10 protein-coding genes and 1 pseudogene are annotated in these 6793 nt (G+C 67.9%); 5 read left to right on the top strand and 6 right to left on the bottom strand.

The window, feature by feature from the left end; translation table 11 throughout:
• Positions 1-231 (bottom strand): ABATE domain-containing protein (locus ADK86_RS24355; protein ID WP_234346007.1); only part of this gene is annotated, 231 nt, incomplete at its 3' end.
• A 40-nt stretch (positions 232-271) separates the two neighbouring features.
• Between ADK86_RS24355 and ADK86_RS24350 the strand changes: the two genes are divergently transcribed.
• From ADK86_RS24350 to ADK86_RS43290, 4 genes are all read left to right on the top strand, one after another.
• Positions 272-754, top strand: a complete 483-nt coding sequence (locus ADK86_RS24350; RefSeq protein WP_053698510.1) for a zeta toxin family protein — start codon at positions 272-274, stop codon at positions 752-754.
• Positions 755-1036: 282 nt separating this feature from the next.
• Complete coding sequence (locus ADK86_RS24345; RefSeq protein WP_234346006.1) at positions 1037-1306, top strand: ESX-1 secretion-associated protein; 270 nt, start codon at positions 1037-1039, stop codon at positions 1304-1306.
• Positions 1307-1308: 2 nt separating this feature from the next.
• Positions 1309-2418, top strand: coding sequence for a WXG100 family type VII secretion target (locus tag ADK86_RS24340; RefSeq protein WP_053698508.1), 1110 nt, complete (start codon positions 1309-1311; stop codon positions 2416-2418).
• 15 nt (positions 2419-2433) lie between these two features.
• Positions 2434-3042 (top strand): hypothetical protein, encoded by a 609-nt coding sequence (locus ADK86_RS43290; RefSeq protein WP_159393943.1) that lies wholly within the window; start codon positions 2434-2436, stop codon positions 3040-3042.
• Between the two features lie 70 nt (positions 3043-3112).
• Here ADK86_RS43290 and ADK86_RS24330 read toward each other — a convergent pair whose 3' ends face one another.
• The 3 genes and pseudogenes from ADK86_RS24330 to ADK86_RS45440 all read right to left on the bottom strand — a co-directional run.
• Positions 3113-3346: a hypothetical protein gene (locus tag ADK86_RS24330; RefSeq protein ID WP_053698506.1), complete on the bottom strand. Its 234-nt coding sequence runs from the start codon at positions 3344-3346 to the stop codon at positions 3113-3115.
• A 134-nt stretch (positions 3347-3480) separates the two neighbouring features.
• Positions 3481-3957: a hypothetical protein gene (locus ADK86_RS24325; RefSeq protein ID WP_053698505.1), complete on the bottom strand. Its 477-nt coding sequence runs from the start codon at positions 3955-3957 to the stop codon at positions 3481-3483.
• Positions 3958-4002: 45 nt separating this feature from the next.
• Positions 4003-4227 (bottom strand): annotated as a pseudogene (locus ADK86_RS45440) (transposase); the annotation flags it as partial.
• Positions 4228-4454: 227 nt separating this feature from the next.
• Between ADK86_RS45440 and ADK86_RS24320 the strand changes: the two are divergent.
• A complete protein-coding gene (locus ADK86_RS24320) occupies positions 4455-5435 on the top strand; it encodes a hypothetical protein (RefSeq protein WP_199834463.1) in 981 nt (326 codons plus the stop codon).
• Between the two features lie 30 nt (positions 5436-5465).
• On the opposite strand, the gene ADK86_RS24315 is transcribed toward ADK86_RS24320, so the two are convergent.
• On the bottom strand, positions 5466-6425 hold the full coding sequence (locus tag ADK86_RS24315; protein ID WP_063789071.1) for an IS5 family transposase: 960 nt from the start codon (positions 6423-6425) through the stop codon (positions 5466-5468).
• A 1-nt stretch (position 6426) separates the two neighbouring features.
• A complete protein-coding gene (locus ADK86_RS24310; protein WP_053698504.1) occupies positions 6427-6657 on the bottom strand; it encodes a hypothetical protein in 231 nt (76 codons plus the stop codon).
• Positions 6658-6793 lie beyond the last annotated feature (136 nt).

Raw genomic sequence — 6793 nt, 5'->3', positions numbered from 1 at the left:
GCGCAGTACCGGGGTGGCGCGGCTGCGGCGCAGACCGTCGTTGATCAGAGCCGCGGCTTCGGCCGCGTCCGTGTTCGCCTGTTCGAGCACCTCGCGCAGTGTCTCGCGCAACGCGCGGACTTCTGCCAGGTCGGCGCGGGTGAGATGCCGCGGACCGGTACTTCGGTTCGCGGCCGAACTCGGTGGCTCAGCCGCGGGGTGGTCGTCAAGGAAGTCCCGGAGCTGCTCCACGGTCTCCAGCGCGGACCTGTACCGGCAGGCCGGCTATCGGGTGGAGCTGGTGGTGCTGGCCGTGCGCGTGGCCGACTCCCGGCAGGGCACGGCCGCCCGCTACGCCGAGCGGAACCGGCGCGGGCTTCCTGCCCGGTTCACCATGACCGCGGGGTACGACGCCGGCTTCCGCGTTCTGGCCGACGTGGCCGCCGAGGCCGAGCGGCAGGCCGTGGTCGATTCGGTCGTGGTGCTGCGGTGCGATGGGCACGTCCTGTATCGCAACGAGCGGATCGCCGCGGTGCGATGGCTGCGGTGCCCCGGTGCTGCCCTGGCCGTGGCGGCCGAGCAGTCCCGCTCCTGCACCTCCGGGGAGGCGGCGCGCTTCTGGTCCGTGCAGCGCCAGCTGCGTTCCGCGATGCCGCACTGCTGCGGCGAATTCATCGCGATCGAGCGGCTGGCACGTCCGCTGGTGTCCTTGCCGCTGCGCCGGCGCCGACGCAGCGCCGTCGCATGCGTGGCTGCGTTGCCCGCGTCCGTGTAGAAGCGATGCCGTTGAGGCGGCGGTGGGCAGCGACTGCTCGGCACGGCGTTTGGTTGCGGACAGCACCTGCTGGGATGCGACCGGGCCGAACTCCGCATCCCCACGCCTTTAATCTCCCGTTGCCGTTTGCCTTCGTAGTTTTTGGCTCCCTTGTCGGCTTCTTGATGGGCCAGGCCCGCAGGCCGTTCTCCTCTTTCGTTAGCGTGTTCGAGGAAAGATCCAGTGCGTCGAGGAGGGATGCATGGCGCACGACCACTTCACTGTTCACCCGGACAAAGCGGCTTGTCCCATGACTTCAAACAGGTGGGAAAGAGGCTGGAAGGGAAGGTCAGCACCTTCGCGAGCACGGCGGAAAGCGTCGATGGCGCGTTCGGGGTCCTCAGCGAGTCCACGGAGGCTCTGGCCAAATACGTGGAGATGACGCAGGCCACCGTCGAAAGTCTTAAGCACCTGCGCGAACAGCTCGCCGGTTATGCGGCCGGGCTGGAGCACAATGCCGCGGGTTATGAGCACACCGACGCGCAGCACGCCGCCGGGTTCCGGGGGGAATGAGCATGGCTGAGCAGCAGCAGGAGATCGAGAAGAGTTTCAACATCCTCAAGCCCGGGGGCAATCCCGGGGTGTTGCGCAAGTGCGCCGAAGCATGGCGGGATATGGCCCACGACCTGCGGGCCGCGGGAGGCGACCTCGACCGGCAGGTCGATGAGCTGGGCAAGGCGGACTGGGATGGCCAGGCCGCCACCGGTTTCCGCGAGCACTGGGCGCACACCAAGCAGCAGATCGACCAGGCGCTGCCCCGCTTCGAACGGGTGGCCAAGGAGCTGGAGCAGGCGGCCGGCCACATCGAGGACACCAACACCCGCGTTCAGCATGTCCTGGAGGAACTGGCGGTGACCGCCGCCGTGGGCCTGGGCCTGACCGTCATCACTGCGGGCTTCTCCGACGCGGTGGCGGCCGGCGCAGCGGCGGCGGAAGTTGCCGAGGCCGGTACCGCCGTCGCACGTCTTGCCCAGCTGCTGAAGGAGGTCGAATCGGCGCTGGAGACCATCCGTAACCTCATGAAAGGCAGCAAGCTCATGAAACTCGGTGTGGAGTTCGGCACGAACGTCGCGGGCAACTTCACCGGGAACGTGCTGGGCCAGGCGTTCACCGGCCAGGAGATCACCTGGGGCCAGGACTTCCAGGACGCCGCCGTGGCCGGCGGCGTCGGCACCGCGCTCGGGGCAGGAAGCAAAGTGATCGGCAAGAAGACGCCCGGCGAGCTCGGCAGGGTTCTCCAGGGCGACGGGTTCTGGGGGAGGACGGCCACGGGGGCGGCCACCAGCGCGGGCGGCCAGATGGCCGCCGACGGCGTCGACATCCACCAGGGAAGCAAGACGAGCGACAATCTCATCCCCGATCTGATCACCAGCGGTGCGGGCGGGGCGGCGGGCGGCGCTGCCGTCCACGGCGGCACCAGCCGCTACGAACACGGCGGAGGGGGACGGCACCGCAACCCCGACACCAACCCGGACTTCGGCCCGGGGCGGCAGGCCGCGGCCAACGGCGTGGTCTACGGAGACGCCAACGCCAACGAGACCGACGCGACCGCCAACCACCAAAAAAGCCCGTTCGACGCACGGGATTCCGCGTTGACCGACCCCGACGGCGCATACAACGGCTGAAGGTGGAACGTAAACATGTGGCGCGTCAAAAAAAGCATCCGAACCTACCGCGAGGATCCCGCATGGCATCATTACCAAAAGAATGCGCCTGCTAAATGGGTAAACCAGTTCGGCGTCCCGGGCCACCCCTTCGGTGACCGCAGCAATCTCGCCCGGCATGTTCTGGAAGGGCAGGTGCGGGGATACCCCGCGACGCTCTTCCATCTGGCCTCAGTGCGCAGAGGCGGACGGTACGGGACCGACGTCAACATGTACTCGGTGGCCGTGCTGACGCTGCCCACAGCGCTCCCTGACACCTCCGTGTCCGTTGGAACACTCGTCTACGGGCTGCGTTCGGCCCCCCTCCCCCCTCAAGCAGGAACGCCGGTTCACCTGCCGCCCGGCCGCAGGCCCCGCATGAGCAAATGCTCCGTCGACCCGGCCTTCGCCGAACTGGTCATCACCGAGAACGTCATCCGGAGGACGGCCGAAGCAAAGGCGGGCTGGCGTCTGCACGGCCACCACATGATCGGCTGGATCAGCGAACGGCGCCCGTACGAGAAGATTGTCGGCCTGGCAGAGGCCATGACCGCCATTCTCGGGGAATTCCCCGCCTCTGTCTGGACAGGAAACACCGGGGACTGACCCCGGGCGCTCGCTGCCCGGCCTGCCGCCCGGCGCCGCCCTGTCCGGAGCACGCCCGTAACAGCCACGACTACGCCCCGGGTTGCGTCCCGGTGGCTTCCAGCTCCGTCAGACGCGCGGTGTACACGGAGGCGATGCGCCTGATCCCCGCGGGCCCGGCCTCCTCCAGCCGCTGCTGGTCGTCCACGCACTGCTGCCGCTCGGCCTTCAGCTCCTCCAGGCGCCGCTGGCCGCCAGCACGGCGTGCGAGCAGCATCTGACGGCGGTACCGGGCGAGGACGGTGCCCACGATCGCGCGCGCCACCTCATAACCAGTCTCGCCGTGCGGCTCCCCAGCCCCTCCCGCTCCTGCGGCCGACGAGTTCGGTACGGGGACGGCTCGCGCGATTCGGGCCGTGCACGGAAAAACCTAAGCTTGTTTTTAACGGCCGTCGCTCATCAGTCCCAAGCGTTGAAGAGCACTCCGCCCAATGTGGTGATGCCATAGAAGCGAACTTCGCGCCACTCACCCTGGGTTAGCACCGAGGTGTCGACGTTGGAGAGGGGCATGGTGAGCTGCTCATGCGTGAGCACCGTAAACCCCGCATGGGTGAAGCTGGTGGCCCACGGTGGCGGGGTGAGGAACTGCTCGGTGTACCAGTCACGGCGTTCCTGGGCGAATGCGATCCAGGGATGGTAGGCGTGAGAGAGGATGATGCGCTCGCCTGTGCCGTCGACGACCGACGCTGTGTGGAAGGTGCGAGGGTATGTCTGTTCCTCCACCTCACCCACCTTGCCTCCGACGGCGCGGGCGGCTGCGTACAGCGCGGTGCGAAGGGCTCGAAGGTCGGCCTCTGGAAGCGGGCCGTCCTTCGGGCGGAAGAAGCCTGTCGCTCCCCGCGGCAGCGCAAAGCCTGCGTTCTCGTCGTTGACCATGCGCTCATCTTGCCCGGTGGTTTGGGCGGGTGCTGAGCTGCGGCGTTATGCAGTGCGGCGAGGTTTTGTTCCTGTCTTGTGATGCGTGGGGCGGCTGAAGGGTTCGCCCGTGGCGAGCACTCGTCCCACGTCATGACGAGGCGCCGGACACCGGTTCTTCGACCCGGGCGGCCGTCCTGGCCCGGGGCGGGTGGGTTTTGGTGCCCTGGCTGGAGAGCCCGATTTCGCGCGGAGGTTCCTGAACCCGCGCCGGACTCGCGCGGGAGTGAGAAGCTGTGCCATATCCCCTGATCAGTGACTAACCGTGTCCTCTGGAAATGACCTTCCTTGATGCCGTCAGTACTGACGGCTGATGCCGACGTGGCGTGATCCGTGCCCCGTGCCGCGAATGGCGGTGTCCGCCCCAGCCGTCATCCGTTCGGCCGCGGGACGAAGGTGTAGGACTGCGATCGTCAGCGGGCTATCGAGGGTAGGGCTCGTGTGTGCGGACCTCCCGGTTGTTCTCCTATCTCGCGGCGGACGGCCGTATGGCCGCGGTGTATCGCTGCCTGGGCCGGCTGGGGACCGTCGCCTTGCTGCTGCTCGTGGCCACGGCTGCCACAGCAGTGCCACCATCCGATGCCTTTCTCGGCAGCAGGTCGGCGGGAGTGATCGTGCTGCCGGGGGCCACCTCGGCCGAAGGCATCACCGCCGGCCGCGGCACCACTTTCTACGCAGGGGACTACCTCGCCGGTGACATCTACCGCGGCGACGTCCGGACAGGCACCGCGGAGCGGTTCATCGACGTGCCGTCAGGCCGCCAGGCCCTGGGCCTGAAGACCAGCAACCGCTTCCCGCTGCTCTTCGTCGCCGGAGGTTCCACCGGCCAGGCGTACGTCTACGATCTCCGTCGCAGGACCACGGTGGCCGTCTACCGGTTTGGCCCCGCGAACGCTTCCTTCATCAACGATGTCGTCCTGACCCGCGATGGCGCATGGTTCACCGATTCATTCCGGGCCCGCCTGTACTTCGTGCCGACCGACCGCCGTGGTGCCCCCGGTCGCCGCTTCCGTGCTCTCACGGTCCGTGGACCGGCCGCTGCCATCACCGGCAAGTACAACCTCAACGGTATCCAGGCGGCACCCGGCGGACACACCCTGGTCGTATCGCACTCCCACAAGGGGGCCCTGTATACCGTCGATGCGACCAGCGGAGACAGCAAGGCCGTGGCAGGGGTGAGCGTGCCCATGGTCGACGGCATCGTCCTGCACGGACACACCGTGTGGGCGGTGCAGAACTACCGCAACCAGATCCAGCGCATCACGCTGAACGACACCTTCTCCCACGGCGTCACCAAAAAAACGATCACTAGTGGACTGTTCCGTGTCCCAACGGCAGCGGCCCGCTTCGGTCACACCCTTGCCGTGGTCAACGGCAAGCTGCACCCCCACCACCCGCCGACCGCCAAGGTCTACGAAGTTGTCGTAGTGAATGCCTAGCCCGGCTGGATGCCCGGAAGGCCGGATTGCCTAGCTCAGGGCGGCGGGAGCGAGACGGACGGTGTGCGGCTGCATCCGGATGCGTATGGGCTTGGGCTTGCCGGCTGCTTTCACCGGCTCGACGGGGTGCGGTGAGGTACGGGGCGGCTGCGGGGGCCGGGTGAGGCGGCGGACCATGAGGGTGATGAAAGTCCAGGTGAGGTGGGCCTCGCTGTGGGAGATGAGCCGCTCGTAGTTCCGCACGTTTCTGCGTGCTCGCATGACCCACGAGATCGCCCGCTCCACCCGCCACCGCTTTGCCAGGACGGCGAAGCCGTCCTGGTCTTTTCGGCGGGGCACCGTCTTGAGGGTGAGGCCCAGGAAGGAGTGGGCCCAGTCGGCGAGGGGGCCTTTGTAGGCGGAGTCGCCCCAGGCGACGACGACTTCGGGATGGGCCAGACGCAGGCGGAAGAGCAGGTCGCGGGCGGGGACGCTGTCGTGCGGCGCGGCTTTGGTGACCATGACGGACAGTGGCATCCCGCGCATGTCCACGATCAGGTGACGCTTGCGGCCGTTGATCAGCTTTCCGCCGTCGAACCCGCGGGTGTCCTGGCCCACCGTCTCGGCCCCTTTGACGGACTGGGAGTCCAGGATCACCGCCAGGGTGCGGGGGTTGATGCCGTCATGGACGCGGACCTGCTCGTGCAGCTCGGCGTGGATGCGGGCCAAGGCCCCGCTGGCCCGCCACCGCTGGAAGAACCCGAAGACGGTGCGCCAGGGGACACCGAAGTCGACGGGGACCGAGCGCCATTTGATGCCGTTGTCGTTGACGTAGCGGATGGCGTCGACGATGTTGCGGCGCGGGTGCTTCTCCGGGCGGCCGCCGGTGGGCAGCCGGCAGGCCGGGACGGGCAGCAGCGGTTCGAGGACGGCCCATTCGGCGTCCGTGGTGTCGCTGGGGTAGTGCCGCTCGCGCACCGCCGGTCTTTCGCTGTCATCCGTACAGGTCATCTCAGAGTTCCATGCGGGAGAGGATTTCCAGGGCGGCCTTGACTCCGCCGACCTGCTCCAGGGCCAGGCGGGCCCATTCGTCCTTGGGCAAGCGCTCCGCGTGCGGGGCGATGGCCGCCTCGATGAAGTTGGCGATCCGGTGCAGCTCGGCCTTGAAGACCGCCCGCTCGTAGCGCATCCAGACCGCGGGGTCCTCGGAGAGCTGGAAGCCGTCTGTCCGGTTGTAGGTCACCGGCGGGAGACCGTCCTGGACGGCGAACTTGCGCAGGTAGCGGATACCGGCCCAGACCTGGGCCCGGCGCGTTTGGTCGAGGCCATCAGCTGTTTGAGCGTCGCTCCCGCGGGTCTGGCCTCTTCCAGGGCCTTGC

Origin of the sequence: Streptomyces sp. NRRL F-5755 (genome assembly GCF_001279365.1) — a bacterium.
Taxonomy (GTDB): Bacteria; Actinomycetota; Actinomycetes; order Streptomycetales; family Streptomycetaceae; genus Streptomyces; species Streptomyces rimosus.
The sequence above is the reverse complement of the archived record's forward strand: the minus strand, read 5'-3'. Positions and strand labels throughout refer to the sequence as shown.